This is a genomic window from Ensifer sesbaniae (genome assembly GCF_013283665.1).
Classification (GTDB): Bacteria; Pseudomonadota; Alphaproteobacteria; order Rhizobiales; family Rhizobiaceae; genus Ensifer; species Ensifer sesbaniae.
In genome coordinates this window covers 78739-101913 of the sequence record NZ_JABEKU010000002.1, presented here as the reverse complement: position 1 = coordinate 101913, position 23175 = coordinate 78739, and the positions used below count along the sequence as shown (strand labels likewise).

20 protein-coding genes are annotated in these 23175 nt (G+C 61.6%); 4 read left to right on the top strand and 16 right to left on the bottom strand.

All coding sequences use genetic code 11. From position 1 onward, the window contains the following. Positions 1–462 precede the first annotated feature (462 nt). Complete coding sequence (locus BHMPCIPO_RS18390; protein WP_173518298.1) at positions 463–1317, bottom strand: class I SAM-dependent methyltransferase; 855 nt, start codon at positions 1315–1317, stop codon at positions 463–465. A 203-nt stretch (positions 1318–1520) separates the two neighbouring features. Here BHMPCIPO_RS18390 and BHMPCIPO_RS18385 point away from each other — a divergent pair, with 203 nt between their 5' ends. Beyond that, on the top strand, positions 1521–3329 hold the full coding sequence (locus BHMPCIPO_RS18385) for an ABC transporter ATP-binding protein/permease (RefSeq protein ID WP_173518297.1): 1809 nt from the start codon (positions 1521–1523) through the stop codon (positions 3327–3329). A 134-nt stretch (positions 3330–3463) separates the two neighbouring features. Here the strand turns inward: BHMPCIPO_RS18385 and BHMPCIPO_RS18380 are convergent, their stop codons facing one another. Then, complete coding sequence (locus tag BHMPCIPO_RS18380) at positions 3464–4291, bottom strand: bifunctional allantoicase/(S)-ureidoglycine aminohydrolase (RefSeq protein ID WP_173518296.1); 828 nt, start codon at positions 4289–4291, stop codon at positions 3464–3466. 175 nt (positions 4292–4466) lie between these two features. Further along, positions 4467–5153 carry a GntR family transcriptional regulator gene (locus BHMPCIPO_RS18375; RefSeq protein ID WP_173518295.1) on the bottom strand — a complete coding sequence of 229 codons (687 nt, stop codon included), beginning with the start codon at positions 5151–5153 and terminating at the stop codon, positions 4467–4469. A gap of 416 nt (positions 5154–5569) precedes the next feature. Between BHMPCIPO_RS18375 and BHMPCIPO_RS18370 the strand changes: the two genes are divergently transcribed. Beyond that, positions 5570–6304 (top strand): aspartate/glutamate racemase family protein, encoded by a 735-nt coding sequence (locus tag BHMPCIPO_RS18370; RefSeq protein WP_173518294.1) that lies wholly within the window; start codon positions 5570–5572, stop codon positions 6302–6304. 303 nt (positions 6305–6607) lie between these two features. On the opposite strand, the gene BHMPCIPO_RS18365 is transcribed toward BHMPCIPO_RS18370, so the two are convergent. The 4 genes from BHMPCIPO_RS18365 to BHMPCIPO_RS18350 are packed head-to-tail and all read right to left on the bottom strand — an operon-like array spanning position 6608 to position 10337. Then, a complete protein-coding gene (locus tag BHMPCIPO_RS18365) occupies positions 6608–7381 on the bottom strand; it encodes an ABC transporter permease (protein ID WP_173518293.1) in 774 nt (257 codons plus the stop codon). Then, the gene (locus BHMPCIPO_RS18360; protein ID WP_173518292.1) at positions 7365–8195 is read right to left on the bottom strand and encodes an ABC transporter ATP-binding protein; all 831 of its coding nucleotides are present in this window, start codon (positions 8193–8195) and stop codon (positions 7365–7367) included. The genes BHMPCIPO_RS18365 and BHMPCIPO_RS18360 overlap by 17 nt, the downstream gene beginning before the upstream one ends. A gap of 12 nt (positions 8196–8207) precedes the next feature. After that, entirely contained in the window at positions 8208–9209 is a 1002-nt protein-coding gene (locus BHMPCIPO_RS18355) for an ABC transporter substrate-binding protein (RefSeq protein ID WP_173518291.1), read from the bottom strand. Between the two features lie 45 nt (positions 9210–9254). Continuing rightward, positions 9255–10337, bottom strand: coding sequence for a 4-oxalomesaconate tautomerase (locus BHMPCIPO_RS18350; RefSeq protein WP_173518290.1), 1083 nt, complete (start codon positions 10335–10337; stop codon positions 9255–9257). A gap of 113 nt (positions 10338–10450) precedes the next feature. On the opposite strand from BHMPCIPO_RS18350, the gene BHMPCIPO_RS18345 reads away from it, so the two are divergent. After that, entirely contained in the window at positions 10451–11350 is a 900-nt protein-coding gene (locus BHMPCIPO_RS18345) for a LysR family transcriptional regulator (protein WP_173518289.1), read from the top strand. Positions 11351–11554: 204 nt separating this feature from the next. Here BHMPCIPO_RS18345 and BHMPCIPO_RS18340 read toward each other — a convergent pair whose 3' ends face one another. The 8 genes from BHMPCIPO_RS18340 to BHMPCIPO_RS18305 form a co-directional block, all read right to left on the bottom strand. Further along, positions 11555–12205: a YceH family protein gene (locus tag BHMPCIPO_RS18340; protein ID WP_173518288.1), complete on the bottom strand. Its 651-nt coding sequence runs from the start codon at positions 12203–12205 to the stop codon at positions 11555–11557. A 266-nt stretch (positions 12206–12471) separates the two neighbouring features. Beyond that, positions 12472–13452, bottom strand: coding sequence for an ABC transporter ATP-binding protein (locus BHMPCIPO_RS18335; RefSeq protein ID WP_246304461.1), 981 nt, complete (start codon positions 13450–13452; stop codon positions 12472–12474). Continuing rightward, complete coding sequence (locus BHMPCIPO_RS18330; RefSeq protein ID WP_173518286.1) at positions 13449–14435, bottom strand: ABC transporter ATP-binding protein; 987 nt, start codon at positions 14433–14435, stop codon at positions 13449–13451. The genes BHMPCIPO_RS18335 and BHMPCIPO_RS18330 overlap by 4 nt, the downstream gene beginning before the upstream one ends. Further along, positions 14432–15916 (bottom strand): amidohydrolase family protein, encoded by a 1485-nt coding sequence (locus tag BHMPCIPO_RS18325; RefSeq protein ID WP_173518285.1) that lies wholly within the window; start codon positions 15914–15916, stop codon positions 14432–14434. Before BHMPCIPO_RS18325 ends, BHMPCIPO_RS18330 begins: the two co-directional genes overlap by 4 nt. Next, entirely contained in the window at positions 15913–17106 is a 1194-nt protein-coding gene (locus tag BHMPCIPO_RS18320) for an amidohydrolase family protein (protein WP_173518284.1), read from the bottom strand. The genes BHMPCIPO_RS18325 and BHMPCIPO_RS18320 overlap by 4 nt, the downstream gene beginning before the upstream one ends. Before the next feature lie 3 nt (positions 17107–17109). Further along, positions 17110–18060, bottom strand: coding sequence for an ABC transporter permease (locus tag BHMPCIPO_RS18315; RefSeq protein WP_173518283.1), 951 nt, complete (start codon positions 18058–18060; stop codon positions 17110–17112). A 10-nt stretch (positions 18061–18070) separates the two neighbouring features. Beyond that, the gene (locus BHMPCIPO_RS18310) at positions 18071–19042 is read right to left on the bottom strand and encodes an ABC transporter permease (protein WP_173518282.1); all 972 of its coding nucleotides are present in this window, start codon (positions 19040–19042) and stop codon (positions 18071–18073) included. A 58-nt stretch (positions 19043–19100) separates the two neighbouring features. Then, positions 19101–20663, bottom strand: a complete 1563-nt coding sequence (locus BHMPCIPO_RS18305) for an ABC transporter substrate-binding protein (RefSeq protein ID WP_173518281.1) — start codon at positions 20661–20663, stop codon at positions 19101–19103. Positions 20664–21451: 788 nt separating this feature from the next. On the opposite strand from BHMPCIPO_RS18305, the gene BHMPCIPO_RS18300 reads away from it, so the two are divergent. Beyond that, on the top strand, positions 21452–21979 hold the full coding sequence (locus BHMPCIPO_RS18300; RefSeq protein ID WP_173518280.1) for a c-type cytochrome: 528 nt from the start codon (positions 21452–21454) through the stop codon (positions 21977–21979). Between the two features lie 153 nt (positions 21980–22132). On the opposite strand, the gene BHMPCIPO_RS18295 is transcribed toward BHMPCIPO_RS18300, so the two are convergent. Beyond that, the gene (locus BHMPCIPO_RS18295) at positions 22133–23164 is read right to left on the bottom strand and encodes a histone deacetylase family protein (protein WP_173518279.1); all 1032 of its coding nucleotides are present in this window, start codon (positions 23162–23164) and stop codon (positions 22133–22135) included. Positions 23165–23175: the final 11 nt, after the last annotated feature.

Below are 23175 nucleotides of genomic sequence, written 5' to 3'. Positions count from 1 at the left end.
CGCCCGAACCGGGACTGAGGAGCACCGGCCCCGCCCCAAGGCGGGGCCAATCCGTCGTCGAAAAGCCGTTCCGGCAGGCGGTATTGGATGGAAATGGATGGAATAATGGATGCCGGCGCTCGACCTTTCAAAATTGCGGATCACGCCTGAGATTTTGCTTGGCGACCTGCCGGAGCTTTCCGTTTGATAACGGAGAACTAAAGATTTGCGGCAGCCGCAGCAAATTGGAGCGCGTCGCAATGCTCAATTGCATCATCGCCGTTCCCAGTTTTGCACGGAAAAGCCGCGGCGAAGCGTTCGCGTACTGTGGCCGGCATATTGCGCCTTACCGGTCTTAACCTACTCCACCGCGGTAGTCGCGTCGTCGTCCCCGATGTGGTGCGATAGAGCCGGCAACTTGCTCTAATCTCGTGGCCGCGCGTTCCTCCACGCTGCCTGGAGGTTTCGCCCCGAATTGTGGCCCTAAGGCAGTTCGCGCGTCCCGACCACGACGGTTGCGGTGGAGCGCAGCTCCACCTTGCCGGCCCGCATCGACTGCCGGACGAGATCCAGAACCTCCGCCTTGATACGCTCCCGCGTCGCAATATCCGTCTGCCCCAACCCGGCGACCACGGGTGCTGCGATTTCCGTCATGAAGGCCCAATAATCCTCGGGACTATCGTGAACCATCGTGGTGGTGATCTCTTCTTCCCGAACGTCATGCAGGCCGGCGTTGGCAAAGACGGCCGTCATCATGCCTTCGGGTGCACAGCGGAACAGGCCCGGCGCTCCAACCGGTGGCTTCGGCAGTTCCACGTTGCGCGCGATGGTCGCCATGATCGTGGTTGCCCAGGCGTTCTTTTCCGGCGAGCTCCAGACGGCGGCGCAGACATGTGCGCCCGGTTTCGCAACCCGTCTCAATTGTTCAGCCGCTGCCGCGACATCAGGGAAGAACATGAACCCAAACCGGCAAAGGACGGCGTCGAATGCCGCATCCGGGAAAGGCAATGCGCCGGCGTCGCAGATCCTGGTTTCAAAATTCGTCAGGCCGCGTTTCCCGGCATTCTCGCTCGCCACCTGAAGCATACGCTCGGATAGATCCGTGACGGTGACCCGACCGTTCGGGATCAATGCAGCGACCGTGAGCCCCGGCTCTCCCGTACCGGCAGCAACGTCGAGCACCTGATCGCCGTCCTCGATGGCCGCCTGCCGGATCATCGCCTGGCCGAAGGGGGCAAGCCAGCCGAGAACCAGTGCATCCCATTTCTTCCAGCCGGCGGAGAAGCGGTCCCATGTCTCTCTTTGCTGATCGCGGATTTGATCGAGATGCGCGGACATAAGGTTCCTCCCTGGCGCCGGTTTCCGACCTCGTCTGGCGGAACTATGAACCGGCTGCGGAACGTTACAAATCAAATTTGCGCCGCGGGACGAGGACCTTTGTGACCGCGGTTACGTGTGCGCTGAGCCAATCCGCTCTAGGGTGGGACGGCAAGGCACGCTATATTCTAATTGAGGAGAGTGGGAAGGAGAGATTCGCACCGATGTCGAACCGGACGAACGGCAGGGATAACGGCCGGATAGAACCCAGCGACGAACAACCCCTCGGTGATCAATTGCGGATGATGCATCGGGCCTTCATGGCCTCGCCGCTACGCAACAAGATCATCTGGCTGAGCATCAGCATCATCATCGTCATCGTCGTAACAGCCTTCGGCCAGATCATCCTCAATCGATGGTACAAGCCGTTTTACGACACGCTCGAGCGACGCGACCTGCCTGCCTTCCTTCACCAGCTCGTCGTCTTCGCCGAGATCGCCGGCGTGCTTCTTGTCCTCAACGTTGTGCAAACCTGGCTCGGGCAGGTCATCAAGCTGCGCCTGCGAGAGGGCCTGACGGAAGATCTCATCAACGAATGGATGCGCCCCACGCGGGCATTTCGCCTGGCGAATGCCGGCGCAATCGGCATCAATCCGGATCAACGCATCCATGAGGACGCACGTCACCTGACCGATCTTTCCGCCGGGCTTTCGATCGGCCTTTTCCAGTCGGGCATTCTGCTGGTGAGCTTTATCGGCGTCCTGTGGTCCCTGTCCGACGGCTTCGTCTTCCATGTCGCGGACTACGCCGTCGCCATTCCCGGCTATATGGTCTGGGCTGCCATTCTCTACGCGGGCACGGCCTCCTGGCTAAGCTGGCTCGTCGGCCGTCCGCTGGTAGGACTGAACGGCGAACACTATGCCCGCGAGGCGGCGCTGCGCTTCTCGCTAATGCGCGTCAACGAACATATCGAAGCCGTGTCGCTCTCATCGGGAGAAGCAAATGAAAAGAAGCGCTTGCACCGCGATCTTGCTTCGGTACTCGAGATCAGTTACGGCCTGTTGCGTGCGGTCACGCGGCTGACATGGGTGACGGGGGGCTACGGCTGGATCACCGTCGTCGCACCGATCGTCATTGCCGCGCCGGTCTATTTCTCGGGAGACTTGAGCTTCGGCGGGTTGATGATGGCGGTTGGCGCGTTCAACCAGGTGCATGCGTCGCTGCGCTGGTTCGTCGACAACATCGGCGCGATCGCCGATTGGCGTGCCACGTTGCTACGTGTCGCCGCCTTCCGTTCAGCATTGCTGATGACCGACGAACGGCACGAGGGCGACAAGCGTATCGACTTCAAGACGGCGGAAACGCCGCAGATGAGCTTCGACAATATCGAGATCGTCTCGCCGACCGGCTGCATTAAGCTTCGAGAACAGAGCGTCACCATCGACCCGGGCGAACGGGTGCTGGTCACCGGTGCTCCGGAAGTGGAAAAGGCCCCGTTCTTCCGGGCGATCGCCGGCCTTTGGCCCTGGGGCCACGGCCGCATTGCACTGCCGGTGGACGATGGTCTCGCCTTCGTTCCGAAGTCACCTTACTTCCCGCCCGGTACCCTTGGCGACGTTCTTGCCTATCCCAGTCCGGCCGATAGCTACGGCAAGGGCGAACTTGCAGCGGTGCTCTCCAAGGTGGGGCTCGGTCGGCTTAGTGGCCGGCTTGACCAGGATGCACGAAAGCAGATGAACCTCAGCGAGGCGGAGCAGCGGCTTCTCGCCATCGCCCGGCTCAGCCTGCACAAGCCCCGGTGGCTAATCATCGACGAGGCGCTCGACACGCTCGAGGACGACGCCTACCAACGGGTCCTGAAGTTCATGGACGAGGAGCTCAAAGGTGTCGCGATCGTCAACATCGGGCGCACAGAACGCGGCAATCATTTCTTCACCCGCGTGCTGCACCTGGACAAGAACCCGGTCGGCAGTACGCTGCGGCGGCTGCAGCCAAGGAGCCTTCGGCCTGCCGATCCGCAGTTGGTGGATTGAAGCAAAAGAGCAGCGGGCACTGCCTGCCCTGGCCACTTGTCAGCCGAGACATCCGGAAGAGGCTGCAACGCATTGAAAAAGAGAAACCGCGCGTTCATCGGACGCGCGGTTTGCTTTGCCTTGCGTGAGCTTCCTTAGCGCGACCGCAACTTCATATGGCGATTCACGTCCTTATAGAGCAGGTAGCGGAACTTGCCCGGACCACCGGCATAGCAGGCCTGCGGGCAGAAGGCGCGCAGCCACATGTAGTCGCCGGCCTCGACCTCGACCCAATCCTGGTTGAGCCGGTAGACCGCCTTGCCCTCGAGCACGTAGAGGCCGTGCTCCATGACATGGGTTTCAGCAAAGGGGATGATCGCACCGGGCTCGAAAGTGACGATGGTGATGTGCATATCGTGACGGAGATCCAACGGATCGACGAAGCGGGTCGTCGCCCACTTGCCATCCGTTCCGGGCATGGGCGCCGGGGTGATCTCGGCCTCGTTGGTGAAAATGGCTTCCGGTACGGGCAAGCTGTCGACGTGTTCATAGGCCTTGCGCACCCAGTGGAAGCGAACAGGCGCTTCGCTTCCGTTGCGAACGGTCCAGCTGCTGGCCGGCGGAATGAAGGCGAAGCCGCCCGGCTGCATCTTGTGCACCTTGCCGTCGAGCGTAACGGTCAGTTCGCCCTCGACGACGAAGATCGCGCCTTCGGCGCCCTCGTCGAGTTCCGGCCGATCGCTGCCGCCGCCGGGAGCGATTTCCATGATATATTGTGAAAATGTTTCAGCAAAACCGGAGAGCGGACGCGACAATATCCACAGCCGGGTCTTGTCCCAGAACGGCAGGTAGCTGGTGACGATGTCCATCATCACGCCCTTGGGGATCACGGCGTAGGCTTCGGTGAACACTGCGCGATCCGTCAGGAGTTGGGTTTGTGCCGGGTTGCCGCCATGCGGCGCATAGTAACTACGGTTGGTCATATCTTCCTTCAGTCTGCTGGCAGGCACCGCCTCTTCTTCAAATGCGGTGCAATTGGTCCTGCGCTACGGCATCTGTCCTTAAATCGTCTCCGAATTGAGGACAAAAACATGCAGCAAATCAAAGTGCTACAGCGACTTTTTTGCACGTTGGATGAGACGTGCGGCGCTGCAGGCCTCAAAGCAATGCGGTGCGAAGATCCCGGGGCTGATCCTTCTCTTCGTCCAGATCCAGTTCCGCTTCGACGTGGTTCAGGTGCTCGGCCATTTCCTTGATCGCGCTCGCGACATTGCGCGCCGCGATGTGCTCGACGACAGCCAGATGCTCGTCCGGCCCGCAATTGTGCAGATGGTTCGAGCGGTACATCGCGGTAATCAGAGATGTGCGCGAGACGAGGTCGCGCAGGATGCCGAAGAGAAAGGCCGAGCCTGACAGCTCTGCGAGCAACAGGTGAAAGCCACCGGAAAGCCGAACGATATCAGAGAGATTGCCGGAACGGCCGGCAATGCGCTCTTCTTCGATATGGCCTCGCAACCGAACGATATCCTTGGGGGTGGCGCGTTCGCACAAGCGCTCGACGACGCGCTGCTCGATCGCCCGTCGCGCGACGAATACGTCGCGCGCCTCATCGACGGAGGGCTCGGAAACGAAGGCGCCGCGGTTCGGCATGATCGTCACGAGGCCGTCGCGTTCCAGCGCGGTCAAGGCCTGGCGAATGCGGGCCCTGCTGACGGAGAATATTTCGGCAAGTTGCTCTTCCTTCAACCGCGTGCCCGGCCGTAGCCGCCGTTCTGCAATCGCAAGCCAGATCTTCTCGCAAATGATCGCCGTCGGAGCACCGGCGGCTTCGTCCGCGTTGTACATGAAATCTCCCTTAGATCACGATGATTTTGGGTCGATCCGACCCAAAATCATGAACGTGATCGATTCTAAAAAGTTAGAGCGGGATGCGGGCGGAAAACCGCGTACACTTTTCCTCATCCCGCTCTAGCCGTTCGCCTACTCTCGCCGTGCGGCGCTCAAAGTCAATTCCATCCGCTGCAGTTAGATATTGACTACAAAATTGTAGACAATATTGTGTACCGCAACTTGATGTGCAAAGGCAACTGCTTAAACACGATCACGCGATCGGCCTGAAGCCGGTGCGTGGTGCCACTTGAGAGCTCCAATGGACTTTGAATTCACTGAACTGCCGCACCAGGAGGGGCCGCGATGCGCGCTCCCGGCATCACGGCCCATGTGGTCCTCGCAATCGTCCATCGGAAAATGAGCTGATCCCAATGCGTCTCCTGCTGATCAACCCGAATTCCACCAGCTCCATGACGGAACAGGCGCATCGCAGCGCTGAGCGCGTCGCAGCCCCCGGGACCCGCTTGGAGTCCATCAACCCGACGTCGAGCCCTGCCAGCATCGAGGGCCATGCCGACGAGGCGATGGCCGTCCCGGCCATGCTTGCCGAGATCCGCAAGGGCGAGGCGCGCGGGATCGACGCCTATGTGATCGCCTGCTTTGATGATCCCGGCCTTGGCGCCGCGCGCGAAATCGCCCGCGGTCCGGTCATCGGCATCTGTCAGGCGGCGGTGCAGGTGGCGATGAACATCGCCACCCGGTTCACGATCATCACCACCCTGCCCCGCTCCGTGCCGATCATCGAAGATTTGGCGGTGGCTTATGGTGCGGGCCATCGCTGCCGCAAGGTCCGTTCGGTGGACATGCCGGTACTGGCGCTGGAAGAGGATCTTGCCCATACCGAGGAGATGCTGGTGCAGGAGATCCTCAAGGCGCGGCAGGAAGATGGCGCCGAAGCGATCATTCTCGGCTGCGCTGGCATGTCCGAACTCTGCGACCGCCTGAAGGCGCGCACCGGCATGCCTGTCATCGACGGAGTGACTGCTGCGGTAAAGCTCGCCGAAGCCCTTGTCGGCGGCGGCTATGCCACCTCGAAGGTGGGGGCCTACGACTACCCTCGCGCCAAAGAAGTGCCAGCCTGCCGCCTGGTTGACGTCGCCGGCTAAGTCTCGGCATGTCACCGGGCGCATCCCCGCCCGATAGAGAGCCAGCGTAGATTTCCCACTAAATATCCCTACTGCATGTCTCCTTAGATCGACCTCGATTTAAGGAGACATGCAGCGAATCAAAGCGCTACAGCGACCTTTGCGCGTCTGATAGGACGCGCGGCGCTGTAGGGGGTACGCAAATTGAACGAGGCTCGGAAGCCGATGCGTCCCGGAGAGTGCTCAGAACGCCTGCGTTCTCCCTTCTGGCAAAAAGGGAGAACGCTTGCAAATATGCGGCTTCAGGGTTGCCGCTAAGGATCGTCACGCAGGCCGGTCGGAAGCGCTCGGTCGCCACTTGATCAGTCGCTTCTCGGCGACGTCCAGGATGCTGTCGATGATCAGGACAAAGATCGCGAGGATGAGGATGCCTGCGAAGACCCCGACCGCATCGAAATTGCCTTCCGCCTGAGCGATCAGATAGCCAAGGCCGGCAGACGAGCCAAGATACTCGCCGATGATCGCCCCGACGACGGCAAAGCCGACCGATGTGCGCAGCGAGGAGAGAATCCAGCTTGCCGCTGCCGGGAAGTAGACGTGGCGAAGCAGATCCGATCGCTTGGCTCCCAGAATGCGGGCGTTAGACAGCACCACCGGGTTGACTTCACGAACGCCCTGCATGGCGTTGAAGAAGGTGACGAAGAATACCAGCGTCACGGCGAGCGCCACCTTGGACCAGAGGCCGAGGCCGAGCCAGAGCACAAAGATAGGCGCAAGCACGACCCGAGGGATCGCGTTCAAGCCCTTGATGAAAGGGTCCAGAATGCGCGCGGCCGAACGGCTGAGGCCGAGCCAGACGCCTGCTGCTACCCCAAGGCCCGTTCCGACCAGATAGCCGAGCACGGTTTCCGTCAGGGTGATGGCCACATGGTTATAAAAGCTGGCGTCAGCCACCCAGGATGCCACCTGGTTGAAGATGTCGGCCGGGGCCGGGAAAAAGAAGACGTCGATGACGCCGGCCGTGACGCCGAGCTGCCAGCCGCCGACGATTGCCAGCAGCAGCACGACTTGGATAAGGCGTTCAGTCATGGCGTTCATAGCTTTTCTCCACTTCGCCGCGCAGCGATGACCAGATGTTGCGATAAAGATCCATGAAGCTTGGATCGAGCTTGATTTCGGCAACGTCGCGTGGACGTTCGAGATCGACGGGGAAGCTGTCGATCACGCGCGAGCGCGGTCCGGCGGCAAGCACCACCACGCGATCCCCGAGAGCGATTGCCTCCTCAAGATCGTGGGTGATCATCACCACGGCGCGCCGTTCCTCCTGCCAGAGCCGCAACAGCTCGTTCTGCATCAGGTGACGTGTATGAATATCGAGCGCCGAGAAGGGCTCGTCCATCAGGATGACCTTGGGGCCTGTGATCAACGCCTGCGCCATCTGCACCCGCTTGCGCTGACCGCCGGAAAGCTGATGCGGATAGCGGTGTTCGAAGCCCTTCAGCCCGACCTTCGCCAACCACTTCATCGACTGCTCGCGCCGTTCGGCGGCGCCTGTACCCTTGAACATGGGGCCAAGTTCCACATTCTCGAGAGCAGTCTTCCACGGAAGCAGCGCATCCTGCTGGAACAGATAGCCGATATCGTTTTGGACACCGCGTACCAGCTGACCGTCAATAGCGACAGTACCGCTCGATGGTTTCAACAGCCCGGCAATCGCATTAAGAATCGTGCTCTTGCCGCAGCCTGTCGGACCTACGATCGCGAGAAACTCGCCGTCGGCGACACTCAGGTTCACATCCTGCACGGCCACATAGGCACCGAAGGACATGGTGACCGAGTCGATGGAAACCATCGGCTTTGCCTGATGCCGACTGTCCGTCGGGGGTGCGGTTTTCACTACAGCCAATGCCATGAACTCCTCCTGTCAGTTGGCGGCGACGTTCGGGGCCTTGCCGACGAACTCGTTCGTGTAGGTTTTCGTCAGGTCGATTTCGGCTGCCGCGACCTTTTCGTTGAAGCTCTTCAAGACCGCGAGCGGAGTCTTGATATCTTCTTCGTTGATACGGCCGTCCTTTGAAAAGATCGCCTTCGCGTTCTCGACCGCCTTGATGTAGGTGTCGCGATCTCCGGAGATGAACTCCTTCGGGAGCTTGTCGACAATCTCTTCCGCCGAGTGGCTATTCATCCACTCGAGCGCTTTGACCGTCGCGTTCGTGACCTTTTGGATGGTCTGCGGATTTTCCTCGATATAGCTCTGCGTGGCATAGAGGACGGAGGTCGGGTAAATCCCGCCATAGATCGCCCTGGCACCCTCATCACTGCGCCCGTCGATCAGGATCTTGCCGACGCCCTTGGCCTCAACGAAGGTCGCCGCCGGGTCGTAGTTGACGAGGAGGTCAACCTTGCCCTGTTCAAGCGCCGCGACGGCGGCGGACCCGGAGCCAACGCCGATGAGCGAGACATCGTCCGCGGACATGCCGTTGCGCTGCAGATAATAGCGGACGAAGAAGTCGGAAGACGAGCCTGGCGAGGTGATGCCGACTTTTGCACCTTTGATCGTTTCCGGTTTTGCCGGGTCGAACGTGCTGTCCTTGCCGCCCGCCAGGACGAGCCCGGAATTGCGGGCGAGTTGCACGAACGCCACCACAGCCTTCTTCTGCGATTGCATCTGGATCGTATGATCGTAGAAGCCGACGGCGATATCCGTCGAGCCAGCAACAAGCGCCTGAAGCGTTTTCGAGCCGCCCGACGCGAAGTTTTCGACGGTCACCTCCAAGCCTTCCTTTTCGTAGAGGCCGAGACCCTGCGCAACCGGAAAGGGAAGATTGTTAAGATTATAGGAACCGACGCTGATACGGACGGGATCCGCCAATGCCGAACCGGCAAAGGCGACGGTTGCCGCGAGGGCGAGCATGAGCTTGTGCATGATATTCTCCTCCTGTTGGTGGCGCCCTCCCGGCGGCCACGATCATTATGCCGCGCAACCGAATTGCGTGACAGGTTTTGCAAAGACATGGCCTTCGAACAGCCGCCTGGCGGTGCGCAGGATGCCGGCAACGACCTTGCCGTCCCTTTCATGAAGCTTGACATCCAGGTGGCCGCTCGGGTGTTCAATCGAAAGCACCACCGGCGGTTTGCGTGTGCCGACGAGAAGGGAAGCAACGGTGCCTTCATGGATGCAGGCGGTGGCAATTCCCACGGCCCCGGTCGTCGCCAGCGAAGGGTGACATTGATGCGGCATGAAATAGCGCACGTTGACATCCCCTCCTGACTTTGGCCGGGAAATGAGCACGGGCTTCGGGGTCACCTGGTTCCGCACATCGCCAAGGCCCATTCGTTCTCCGGCATCGATGCGCAGCTTCTCCAACCGGTCAAGCAGCGTCCTATCGGCATTGAGTTCTGCCGCCGACTCGAAGCCGGTTGCGCCGACCGCGCCAGCCTCGACCAACATCATCGGCATGGCGCAATCGATGCATGTAACAGCCACACCGTCGATCGAATCGATCGGCTGGCCAGTGGGGAAGAGCTGTCCGGTACGCGCGCCGGCTGCGTCCATGAAGGTCAGCGCGATCGGCGCTGCGTTGCCCGGCACACCATCGATCGCCGCTTCGCCGAGATAGGAGACGTTGCCATTCGGCGTGGGAACGTCGGCTTCGATCATCTTGCCGGTGTTGACGTTGTGGATTCGCACGAGCGTCGTTTGGCCTCGGGCCGGAACGAGACCCGCCTCGATGGCGAAAGGGCCGACCGCAGCAAGCATGTTGCCGCAGTTCGGTGACGTGTCGACGATCTGTTGATCGACCCGCACCTGGGCAAAGAGGTAGTCCACGTCAGCACCAGGGATGGTGGCAGGTCCGACGATGGCTACCTTGCTCGTGACCGGGTTGCCGCCGCCGATGCCATCGATCTGCAGGGGATGACCTGAACCCATCACGGAAAGCAAGATCTTGTCGCGTTCGTGAGTATCGACGGGAAGATCGCTTGCCAGAAAGAAGGGACCTTTCGAGGTCCCGCCTCTCATCAGTACGCAAGGGATCGCCAACAGGTCGTTCATCGCTTGTGCTTCCATTGGAATTATGTCATCGCCGTATCAATCGGCCTATTTGATCCAATTATCGAAACTACGGTTGATTTGTGAAATGCTAAGAATCGGGAAATTGATGCAAGATGAGCATTAATTGCGAAATCCTAGATCTGCGGGCGTTCTTGAGCGTCGTCGAGTTGGAGAGCTTTCATCGCGCTGCCGATGCGCTGCATCTGTCGCAGCCCGCCCTGAGCCGCCGTATTCAAAAGCTTGAGCAGGCGATTGGAGCGCCTCTCCTGGAGCGAACGACGAGGCATGTGTCGTCGACGGCGCTCGGAACAGAACTCATTCCGCTTGTGCGGCGCATGTTGGAAGAGTTTGACGGTTCCTTGTTCGCCGTGCGGGACGTTGGTACCAATCGAGGTGGATTGGTAACGATCGCATGCCTTCCGACCGCAGCATTCTACTTCTTGCCGACCGTCATCCGACAGTTCAACGAGGAGTATCCCAACATTCGCTTTCGGATCCTCGACCTGCCGGCGACCGACGGCCTCCAAGCCGTGGCGCGCGGTGAGGTGGAGTTCGGGATAAATATCATGGGCACATCGGATCCGGACTTGATTTTCGACCGGCTTGTGGAAGACCCGTTCGTGCTTGCAGCGCGCAGGGATCACCCCCTCGCCGCCAAGCCCGTGGTCGGCTGGGCAGAGCTTGAGCCCTACCATCTGATTACAGTTCATCGATCGAGCGGCAACCGAACCTTGCTTGACGCCGCGCTGGCAAAATCGAATATCAAACTACGTTGGTTCTACGAGGTGACCCATCTGTCCACCTCCCTCGGCTTGGTGGAGGCCGGCCTCGGAATTTCGGTCCTGCCGCGCATGGCGACCCCGCAGGATGACCATCCGTTCCTGATCACGCGCCCGATTGGCGATCCCGAGATATCGCGCACGATCGGCGTGGTCCGCCGCCGCGGCGGCACCTTGTCGCCTGCAGCGGAGAGATTTCTTGAGATGCTGATGGGCGCATGGGGAAATGACTGAGGGGCGCAGGAAACCGGAATCCTCATGCAATCATAGACCGTCCGCGCACCAGGGATTTGCGGAATGCCGAGACCGAGCGGCTCTCGTCGTCAGTTGGGAGCTGACTCTCGTGAAGATTCCTTCCCCTTCAGCGGCTTCGTTTTGAACGGGCTATGTTGGCCGACGAAGCTCAGGCTACCCTCTTCATAGGAGACCTCGAGCTTTTCAGCGCACCAAGGCGTCGAGCTGCTCCTGCAGCGTCGCCACCTTCCGCTCAAGCGCTTCCAGTCGCTCTTCAAGGGCGGATAGCGCCGAACCACTCGACGCCGGTGACACTGCCACCCTCTCGGATGTTGGCTGCTCGACTTCCCCGCAAAGCAGATGCGCGAAGCGGTCCTCGCGCTGGCCGGCGCCCCGGTTCAGTTGAACGATGAGGGGCGGCCGGCGGCCCATCATCAGGTCGAGATTGTCCTTCAGGTCCTCGATCGATGCGAACCGCGCCATGCGCTCGCTGCGCGCCCAGAGCTCGTATGCCGTCTGCGGACCACGAAGAAGCAGCAGGCCTAGCGCGACGATCTGCGGCGACGTCAGCGAGAAACGGTTGGCCACCAGGTGCTCGTAGCGCTCGACCCTCGACGCGAACGCCTGCCGGACCAATCCCTTCTGCACCAATGATGCGAGCGCACGGTGGACATCCACCTGCTCGAGCGCCATGACGGGATCGCGTGCGGTCTTCTGGTTCGCCGCCGAATGTGCCGAATTGAGCGTCAGCGGATAGACGTCGGGCGTCGTTTCCTTCTTCTCGATCAGGCATCCGAGAACGCGGGCTTCAACGGCATTGAGGACAGGGAAATCAGTGTCGGAGGTCGTGTTCATGGGCCAACTCTTCAAATCAACGCATCGATCCCAGCCGCGTCCGCCAAGTGTAGTGCGGCCCGGCTTTCGGCCCCTACCCTAACGTGAGTGTCGGGGCCCGAAAATGGTTCATCGGTCTATTTCGTTGAATTCCGGTTAGCACTGTTGCATGCACCTGACGACAGCAATGCGAAACATGCCGCAAGGGCTCGCCGCAACTGCGGCCAAAAAAGAGGCTCCGCGACTGGCACGACACGGAGCCCAAGGCTTCAGGGAAGAAAGCTGCGTCAAGCGGCGTGGATGGCTTTCATCGTCTCTTCGATGCGGTGGCAAGCAGCACGCGACCCGTCGGCAAAATTGCGCATTTCCGGGCGCTCGCTCTTGCAACGCTGGTCCGCGAAGGGGCAGCGCGGATGGAACGCGCAGCCGGTCGGCGGATTGAGCGGGCTCGGCACCTCACTGGCAGCGATGCTGCGCCCACGCTTCGGGTCCGTGATATCCGGGATCGTCTCCAAGAGCAGCTGCGTATAGGGATGCCGCGGATTGGCGAAGAGTGTCTCCGTGTCCGCCTCCTCGACGATGCGGCCGAGATACATCACCGCAATGCGGTCGGACATGTGGCGCACCACGCTCATGTCGTGGCTGATGAAAAGATAGGTCAGCCCCATCTCGTCCTGCAGCTTGCGCATGAGGTTCAGGATCTGGGCCTGGACCGAGACGTCGAGCGCCGAGGTCGGCTCGTCGCAGACGAGGAACTCCGGCTCGCCGGCAAGCGCCCGTGCGATCGAGATGCGCTGACGCTGTCCGCCGGAGAATTCATGCGGGAACTTGGCGCCGTCCGATGGGGCGAGGCCGACGATCGTCAGCAGCTCGCCGACCCGCTCCATGATCTCGTCTTCCGAGTTGCGCAGCTTCAACTCGCGAAGCGGCTCGGCAATGATGTTGCGCACCCTCCAGCGTGGATTGAGGCTGGCATAGGGATCCTGGAAGATCATCTGCGCGGAAAGCGGCTGCCCGTTCTTGCCGGGCGCAAACCGCACCTCACCTTCGCTCGCCCGGTACAGGCCCGTGACGAGCCTTGCCACCGTCGACTTGCCGCAGCCGGATTCGCCAACGAGGCTGAGGCATCCCCCCATCGGCACGGTGAAGCTGATATCGTCCACCGCGCGCACGAATTGCCTCTGCTTGCGCTCGATCACGCGGTTGAGCCAGGGCGCGGACACATCGAAGTTGCAGGTCAGGTCGTTGACCGTCAGGGCATCACTCATAGAACTCCTCCTGCATTGAGCCAGCATGCGCTGACGCCTGAGCCGACCGGCGCCGGTTCGGGACGATCCTTCCGGCAGCGCGGACCCGCCTCGGGGCAGCGCGGGTTGAAGGCGCAGCCGGTCGGGATTGCGTTCAGCCGCGGCATCGAACCGTCGATCTGGTTCAGCCGCTCGACGCGACGGCCGAGTGCCGGAATCGAGGCCATCAGACCGCGGGTATAGGGATGACGGGCGTTCTTCAGCACGTCGCCGACCGGACCGATCTCGACCAGCCGCCCGGCATACATGACCGCGACCCGATCGGCCGTCTCTGCGATGACGCCCATGTCGTGCGTGACCAACATGACTGCGGTGCCATGATCGTCGCAAAGTCGGCGCAGCAGCGACGTAATCTGTGCCTGGATCGATACGTCGAGCGCCGTCGTCGGCTCGTCGGCGATGATCAGTTTCGGCTCGGCGGCGAGCGCGAGTGCAATGACGACACGCTGGCGCATGCCGCCCGAAAATTGATGCGGATAGTGGTCGTAGCGGGCCTCGGGCGCCGGAATGCCGACTTCCTTCAGAAGCTGGATGGCGCGCGCCTTGGCATCGGCCTTGGAGAGCTTCAGGTGCAGGCGAATGGTCTCGACCAGTTGGGCACCGATCGTAAACAGCGGGTTAAGCGAGGTTAGCGGATCCTGGAAGATCGCGCCGATCTGCCGGCCGCGCACCTGCTGCATTTCCTTGTCGTCGAGCTGGTCGATCCGACGGCCAGCGAGCCAGACCTCGCCCCCGGAAATCCGGCCCGGGGGCTCGAGCAGCCCCTGGACCGCCAGCCCGGTCATCGACTTGCCGGCGCCGGACTCGCCGACGACACCGAGGATTTCGCCCGGGCGGATGCTGAGCGACACGTCGGACAGCGCCGACACTGTTCCATGGCGCCCGGGGAATTCGACGCAGAGGCCGCGAACGTCAAGCACGGCCGATGAGAGATGTTCGGTCATCGCTGCCCCTCCAGTGGGTAGCTCGGCGGGAAGATCTCGCTAACCGGCGGGTGGCCAAAGCTTCTTTCGGGGTATTTTGCGATCAGGCCATCGAATTGCACCTGTGCCTTCGCGCGGGCTTCGTTCATGTCGAAACCTGCGACTTCGCCATCGCGCATCGACAGGCGGCCGTCGACGAAGACCGCCTTGGTGACGCGCCCGGAACCGCCGACCACCAGCGTGGTGATCGGGTCGACCGCCGGCGCCATGTGGTGGTCCATGAGGTCGAAGACGGCGATGTCGGCGCGAGCGCCCGCTTCCAGGCGACCGAGATCCGAGCGGCCGAGCGCCTTGGCGCCGCCAAGCGTGGCGGCATCGAAGAGATCGGCGCAGCGCACCGCGGTCGCGTCGTTTTCAACGACGCGGCAGGTGATCAGGCCCACCAGCAGGTTCATCAGCATGTCCGGCGGCGTCGTGTCGGTGCCCATGGCGATGTTGATGCCGCGGGCCTTGACCGAGCGGAAGGAATTCAGCGTGCTGCCACCGCGGGCTGAAACCAGCGGACAATGGACGATGCTGACGCCGTTTTCGGCATAGAGACGCAGATCGTTGTCCGTCGCCTGGGTCGCATGCGGCGCAATCAGCCGGTCGCTGAGGAAGCCGAAGCTCGCCAGCCATTCCGGCGCGGTCTTGTCGTGGAGGCGGCGAACGGTATCGACCTCCATGGTGCCCTGCGCCGCGTGCAGACGGATCGGGCAGTCCAGGTCACGAGCCGCGTCGGCCGTGCGAAGCAGGAGTTTTTCGGTGCAGGTTTCCACCCGATCCGGAGCCAGCAGGCCCTTGACCAGGCCACCGTGACGACCTTCGTGATCGCGAATGAAGCCGATGGCATCGTCGAGGCCTTTCAGTCCTCTTTCTTCATTGAAGATCGCTTCGAGCTGCCCTGGGGCCGTGACCATCATGCCGCCGGCGCGATAGGCCGGGCTCAAATAGACGCGCAAGCCGAGATCGCCGGCAGCATCCGAAGCAGCGGCGAACTCCGCCACGGTCTCGCCCCACTCGCGGTAGAAGAGCGACGCAATCGGTGCTGCCGTGGTGATGCCATTCAACAGGAGTTGCGCAAAGGCGAAGCGCTTTTGGAAGGCAAGCTCCTCAGGCGTGTACATCTCGTAGGGCCCGCGCTCGATATAGGAACGCGGCCAGACGCGACCCTTGGCCCAGCCCGGCTGGTGATCGATCGAGAGAACGGTCGTGTCGAGATCGGAAAGCGCGTCGAGGTCGATCAGGCCGGGGCTGATCATGGCCGCGCCGAGATCGATCCGCCGAGCGACCTCGCCTTCGAAACGTGGTCCGACGTAGAGCAGCGTACCGCCTTCGATAACGACCTCGCCCTTCGGGATCAGCCGGTGTGAGCCGTCGCGGTGGCCGAGCACCCATTGCGCCGTCAGAAGCGTGCGACCGTCCGGACGACGGCCGAGTGTCAAATCCTTGATGCTGTTCATGGGATGGCTACCTCCGCAATGCCATTACGGGCGATGACGCGACCACGCTTGACGACCAGCGGCCGCGGGGCCACGTCGACAACGGCATGCGCCAACGTCTCTCCGGTGAGCAGGGTGAAGTCGGCGTCACAGCCGACGTCCAGGCCGTAGCCCTTGATGTCCATAACCTCGGCGCCGCCCTTGGAGCAGACATGCAGCGCATGTTCGAGATCGACATCACGGCGGAGCCCGTTCTTCATGCCGAGAACGCGGGCGCGGTCCATCATATCGGGCTGGCCCCATGGACCCCAGGTATCGCGGATGCCGTCGCAGCCGGCTGCCACCTTCACGCCGGCGTCCTTCAGCCGAAGGATCGAAGGCACGGTCGAAGACGGCGAGCCTGTAGTGATGATGCGGACGTCAAGTTCGGCGATCTGTTCGATCAGACCCGCCACGCGCAGGTAGTCGGGCGCGCCGAGCGCAAAGGCATGGCTGATTGCGACCTTGCCCTGCATGCCGAGCGCGCGGATGCGCTCGAACATCAGCTCCATGCTGAAGGCACCAAGCTCCCCCTGTTCGTGCAGGTGGATGTCGATCGGCTTTGCGTGCTTGTCAGCGAGGCCGAAGATCGTGTCGAGATGCCCTTTGGGATCGCGATCGATGCCACAGGGGTCAATGCCACCAAGGACTTCCGCGCCATTGCTCAGAGCCTGGTCGAGGAGCTCGACCGTGCCCGGGCGCGTGACGAGCCCCGACTGGGGGAAAGCAACGATCTCGATATCGATTACGCCTTCGAGCGCGTTGCGGGTCTCGATGATGCCTTCCATCAGGCGCAGGCCGTGGGTGGTATCGATGTCGACATGGCTGCGGATGTGGCTTGCACCGTTGGCCGCGAGCATGATCGCCTGGCGCATGGACTGGCGGTGCGGGTCGATGCCGATTTCCAGCCGCTTCTCGCGCTCGAAGTCGATGCGTTCGCGCAGCGTCGCGGACTTGGCGTTCACATGCCAGGGCATGCCCCAGACCGATTTGTCGAGATGCGTATGCGCCTCGACGAGGCCGGAGATCACGATATGGCCGTTGCCGTCTTCGGTCGCAGCACCTTCGGCAGAAAACCCCTTGCCGATGGCCGCGATCTTGCCGTCGCGCACCAGAATGTCGGTCGCTTCGCCGGCATTGGGCCTGACATTGCGGATCAGGAGACTGGACATCATTCACCTCAATTTCGGATTGAGCGCATCGCGCAGCCAGTCACCGAGCAGGTTGACCGAGACCACGAGAAGGCAAAGCTGGATGACCGGGAAAAGCACGACCCACCATACGCCCGAGAACAGGAACTGGTTGCCAAGGCGGATCAGCGTTCCAAGACTCGGCTGGCTGGGCGGCATGCCGATACCGAGGAACGAAAGCGTTGCCTCCGTCAGGATCGCCATGCCGAAGTTCAAGGTCGCAGCGACCATGATCGGCGTCAACGTGTTCGGCAGGATGTGCTTCAACATGATGCGCCGAGCCGGCGTCTTTAAAAGACGCGCGGCCTGGACATATTCCTTGCCGCGCTCGACGATTGTCTGGGCGCGGACGGTACGGGCATATTGCACCCAGGCGCTGAGCGTGATCGCCAGCACCAGCACTGCGGCGGCGCCGACGTCCCTCAGTTCCGGCGGCAGCATCTGGCGTGCGACTGCGCTGACGAGGATAGCGATCAGGATGGTCGGGATCGACAGGAGCACATCGCCGATACGCATCAAGAGGTTGTCGATAAACCGGCCGAAATAGCCGGCAATGAGACCGAGGCTGAGGCCAACGGCGAGCGACAGCATGACCGAAGCGACGCCGATCAGGATCGAAATGCGTGAGCCGTAGAGGATGGCCGAGAGCATGTCGCGGCCTTGCGTGTCCGTGCCGAGCACGTAGGGCCACTGGCCATCGGCCTCCCAGATCGGCGGCAGTTCGGAATTCCAGAGTTCGAGCTGAGCCGGATCGAAGGGGTTCTGCGGCGCAATTAGCGGTGCCGAAAAAGCGGTCACGATCAGGAAGGTGAGCATGACCGCCCCGACGATCGCCGAGGGCTTGTGGGTGAAGGACCACCAGAGATCGCTCTGGCGCCAGCGAGCAAGCCTGGAGGGCTGGCGTGGCGGCGTGGTTGGCTGAACGTGATCTGTCATGACAGCGACCTCAACGGGTGGCATCGCGCAGCCGCGGGTCGATGACCGCATAGGCGATGTCGACCAGGGTGTTGAGCGTGACGAAAATGAACGAGACGATGCAGAGATAACCCGCCATCACGGGCATATCGAGGAAGGTGACCGCCTGGATGAAGAGCATGCCCATTCCCGGCCACTGGAAGACGGTTTCGGTGATCAGCGCAAAGGCGATCAGCGAGCCGAAATTCATGGCCGTCATGGTGACGACAGGCATCAGACAGTTGCGCAGCGCGTGGCGGAAATAGATGCGCCGGCGCGGCACGCCACGGGCACGCGCGAACTTGACAAAGTCGGAGCGCAGAACCTCCATCATCTCGGCACGAACGAGGCGCATCACCAGGGTGATCTGGTAGAGCGCGAGCGCGAGAGACGGCAAAAGCAGCGATGCGCGGCCCGAGGCCGTCAGCAGGCCGGTGCTCCACCAGCCGAGCTGCACGACATCACCGCGACCGAAGGCGGGCACGAGGCCGAGGGTTACGGCAAAGACGAGGATCAGCAGGATACCGACGACGAAGCTCGGCAGCGAGACGCCGATGATGCTGACGAATTGCAGCCCCTCCGAATACCATCGTCCTCGATGGATGGCGGTGACGACGCCAAGTGGAATGCCGATCAAAAGCGACAGGATGGTCGCAACCAGTGCAAGTTCCATGGTCGCCGGGAAGCGCTCGGCAATGAGCGTCATGACGTCCTGGCCGTTGCGGTAGCTGATGCCGAAGTCGCCCCGCGCGGCGTTGACGACGAAGCGGCCGTACTGGGTCAGGAACGAATCGTTGAGCCCGAGCTTTTCGCGCAGCTCGATGCGGTCGGCCTGCGACATCTGCTCGTTGGCCATCAGTTCGACCGGGTCACCGGCGAAGCGGAAGATCAGGAAGGCCAGCAGCGCGACGGCGAGCATGACCAGCACGGCGTTGGCCAGCCGCTTTATGAGAAAGACAATCATTGGGTTTCTCGCTGAATGAGAAGGCCCGGCAGAGCGAACCCTGCCGGCGCAAGGAAACTCAATCGCCGATACGGGTCAGCCAGTGGCGCGGCTTGTTGTCGGCCCGAATGGTCACGTCCGTGACGTTCTTGGACATCGCCCAGGCCATCGGCTGCTGATGCAGCGGGATCATGATGACCTCGTCCTTGGCGAACTTCAGCGCTTCGGTCTCGATTGCCAGGCGCCTGTCATGATCCATCTCGAGCGCGGCCTTCTTCACCATCGCGTCGAGCTGCGGATAGGACCAGCCGCCGTAGTTGGCGACACCGGCCGCACCTTCGCGGGTCGAAAGCACCTGAACCAGGATCGAATAGGCGTCGAGCGTCGGCTCGTTGGCCCAGCCGATCATGTAGGCGTCGGATTTGCCGCCGGCGCGCTTCGGCGCCTGGACCGCGCGCGGGCCGATGTCGAGGGTCGGCTTGAGGCCGATGCGCGACAGCATCGAAACCAGTGCGCTGCAGACGTCTTCTTCGTTGACGCTTTCGTCGTTCATGCAGACGAGCGTGAACTCCTTGCCGACGGCGCCGGCCTCTTCAAGCAGCTTCTTGGAGAGTTCCGGATCGTAGCTCGTCGGCACGTCGAGCTCTGCGCTGTAGCCAGGGATTTCCGGGGCGACCATGGTGCCGGCGACATGCGATTTGCCACGCATCACGCGCTTGAAGATGAGTTGACGGTCGATTGCATGGTCGATCGCCTGGCGCACCTTGATGTTGTTGAAGAAGTTCTCGCGACCGTCGGCGAAGGTCTCGTGACGGTTGAAGACCATGTGCACGGTGCGCAAATCGGTGCGCTCGATGACCTTGATGTCCGGCGAGCTCTTCAGGCGCTCGAGATCCTGTACCGGCGCGCCGTCAGTGAGATCGATTTCGCCCGAGAGCAGTGCCGCCACGCGCGTGGCGGCGGAAGTGATCGGCATGAACTCGATGCGGTCGAGATTGTGCTTCGGCGTATCCCACCAGCCGTCGTTCTTGACGAGCACCGTCTTGCTGTCGGGAACGCGGGACTCGAGCTTGAACGGGCCGGTGCCGTTGGTGTTGTGGGTCGCGTAGCCTTCAACCTTGGCGCCGACGTCGGTTGGCAGCTCGGACTTGTTGTCGACCAGCCAGTCCTTGTCGAACATGAAGATGTTGGTCATGTCGTTGAGGAACAGCGGGTTCGGCGAGTTCACTTCGATGTCGACGGTATAGTCGTCGACCTTGGTGGTGGAGACGTAGGCCGGAATATTGCCGCGCAGCGGCGAGGTCGGGTGGCTGACGCGAGCCATGGAGGCAACGACGTCGTCAGCGGTGAAGTCGGCGCCGTTCTGGAACTTCACGCCCTTGCGCAGATGGAAACGCCAGACATTGTCCTTGACCATCTCCCAGCTGGTGGCAAGCGCCGGCTCGACCTTGAACTCGGGCGTATAGCGGGTCAGGCCCTCGTAAACATGGTTGAGGAAGGCCAGGTTGGAGGTACTGCCGTAAGAATACGGGTCGAGCGAGTAGATATCCCGCGGGCTCCCCCAACGCAGCGTTTCGGCGGATGCGGTGGTTGCAAGAAAGGCAAATGCCAGCCCCGCAAGGAGATGCTTTCTCAGTTTCATGTCGTTCCCTCTGTTTTTTCGTCTGTCGCCATATTCGGGCGCCAACAGCGTCTGCGTTCTTCCGTCCAGCAGGCAGCTCTAGATTTGAAGTTGTTGGCGACAATGTCAACTCTTTTGTCGACAATTCTGTATGCATAATTGTTCAATGTCGCATACGAGACAGAAGCATCGATCTCCTCGCCCCAAAGATGAGAGCAGATAGCCGAACTCTTCAGCAACCTGTGGGCGAGACGTAGCACATCACAAAGTTGCGCCGATATTGGACGCCTGGGCCGAACAGAACCTGAGCCTTTCGTCCGAGGCCATCCGTCAGCGAGAGTGGCGCGCCACTTGTCGCAAGGATTTATGCAGGCAGAAATTCTCTCGACGACGCCGTGCTCTCGTTGCCGGTGATATGAAGCGGGAGTTTCTTTCGGATCATCGTCGTCCTCGGGATCGCCCCCTAGGCCCGCACGTCGTCAAGGCGTTTCTTGAACGGGGCGGCGTAGGTGGTGTTGAATGGTCCTCGAGGTCGGATCGTCGGGCGCCAGTAGGACACGCACACAAATTTCTTCAGACTTTCCGGCAGCAGCACTGCACAAACCCCGCTAAAGGGCGCCGTTGTCGCACCTTCGATGCGTCGTTCAATTTCCTGCGCCTCGCGCCATTTGGACCGCAGGGCCTTTGCCACTGCGGCCTAACGAGCCCGCGTTCCCATATTCGCTAATTCAAAGTGGCTAATACATAGAACAAGTTCTTCGTGTTATTCATATTTTTTGGTTGCAAGCGGCTGTATCGCGGAGGGCAAGATGTTTCGACTGAGCGTTCGGCTCGCATTTTTAGCCTGTGCCTTGGGGCTCCCGGCGAGCACGGCAGCAGCTGCCGACGATATTGACACTGCGCGCGGCGAATATCTCGTCACGATTGGCGGCTGCAGCGACTGCCATACACCGGGATACTTCTTCGGAAAGCCGGACACTTCGCGATTTCTCGGTGGATCGGATGTCGGATTTGAAATCCCGGGACAGGGCGTTTTTGTCGGCCGCAACATTACGCCGGATAAGGAGACCGGCATTGGCGGCTGGACTAGGGAACAGATCGTGACTGCCCTTCAGAGCGGGCAGAGGCCGGACGGTCGCATCCTGGCGCCAATCATGCCGTGGCATGCGTTCGCGCAGCTCACTGAAGAAGACGTGACATCAATTGCAGCGTTCCTTCAAAGCCTGAAGCCTGTGACCAACCAGGTCCCCGGACCGTTCAAGCCGGGAGACAAGGTGTCGACTTTTATGTTCCGGATCTTGCCGCCGGGTGAAACCGCAGCCAGCGCGCCAAACTAGCCGGCTGTTCGCCCCTTCATCGGTGGCGCGAATTGCCGGCGCTTGGGTCAGGGCGATGAAGTCTTTGCGCGGCGTTACCGGGCCGGCTGCGCGCTATCCACGAACGCGAGCGACCTCGCCCGACCACGTAGTAATAGCCATCGACGCAGTAGGTCAGCGCGCAGCCGCCGAACCAAATCCCGTAAGGAACGCCGTCAAGTTGTCGGACAACGCGTCGCAGAGGTAGCCACCCTCCTGCACGATCGCCGTCGGAATCCCGAGCCCTGCGATCACTTCGCCAATCCGGGCAAAGCCCGGAGTAGATACGGACAGGCCACCAAAAGGGTCTCCCTCGAACGCATCGAGGCCGAGCGCTACGACCAGCGCATCGGGTGCATAGGCGCGAATGCGGCGGAATGCGACATCGAGGCCGGCCAGGAATTCAGCATCGCCGGATTTGCGTTCAAGCGGCAGGTTCAGGTTGTAGCCCAGCCCAGGCCCTTCGCCGCGTTCATCCGCATGACCCCAGAAGAACGGGTAGAAACGGACTGGGTCCGCGTGGATCGAAATGGTCAGCACGTCGGCGCGCTGGTAGAAGATGCCTTGTGTGCCGTTGCCGTGGTGCAGGTCGACGTCGAGGATTACGACCCGTGAGGCATTCGTCAGAAAACGCTGTGCGGCAACGGCCGAATTGTTGACGAAACAGAAGCCGCCGGCGACGTCGGCGAAGGCGTGGTGCCCCGGCGGCCGGCACAGCGCATAAGCCGCACGGTCCCCCGCCATGACTGCGTCTGCCGCGTCGACCGCACTCCAGGCGCTCCAGCGCACGCTATCCCATGTCTCGCCGGATATCGGGCACGCGGTGTCGGCCATGTGATAACCTGCCTGCCCGACGGCCGAAGCCGGATACCGACCATCGCGCGCCAACGGATGGATGTTTGGTATGACCTCGTCTGAAGCTTCCGCGATGCGTTGCCAGCGTTGATAGATATGCTCGAGAAAATCGAGATATTCGGGTGTGTGCACGGCGGCAATCGGGCCAAGCCCGTGATCCTGTGGCCGCTGAATTTCGCAGCCTGCTGCCTTCGCCCCGGCGACCAACCGCTCGACGCGCTCCGGCTGTTCGGGATTCGGCTTCGGCGCGCCGCTCGACAGAAAGGCCTTCGGGTCGTGGCGCTTCTGTTCCTCTGCATAGAAGGCTTTCATACTCGTTCCGT